This window comes from Flavobacterium aquariorum (genome assembly GCF_003254745.1).
Lineage (GTDB): Bacteria > Bacteroidota > Bacteroidia > Flavobacteriales > Flavobacteriaceae > Flavobacterium > Flavobacterium aquariorum.
Genome location: NZ_QKXH01000057.1, coordinates 1 through 205, shown reverse-complemented (window position 1 = coordinate 205; position 205 = coordinate 1). Strand labels below are relative to the sequence as shown.

General features: G+C 32.7%; 1 protein-coding gene. It reads right to left on the bottom strand.

Annotation, left to right across the window (positions count from 1 at the left end; all coding sequences use genetic code 11):
* The coding region (locus tag DOS84_RS18970; protein WP_165830477.1) for a GIY-YIG nuclease family protein at positions 1 to 131 on the bottom strand (131 nt) is incomplete at its 3' end.
* Positions 132 to 205: the final 74 nt, after the last annotated feature.

Here is a 205-nt window from a genome sequence, read left to right as displayed (position 1 = left end):
TCGTTTACATTTCCAGTAAAGCCTTTGCTTTTTTGATTATGTCTAACAATCCTTTCTTCTAAATTAGAAGTGAACCCAATATAAAATCTGTTCTTGGTTTCGCTAAATAAAATGTATACAACAAAGTCCATAAATATTTGAAATAAAAAAAACTCCTTAATTTCTTAAGGAGTTTCTTGGTGGGCGATGAGGGGTTCGAACCCCC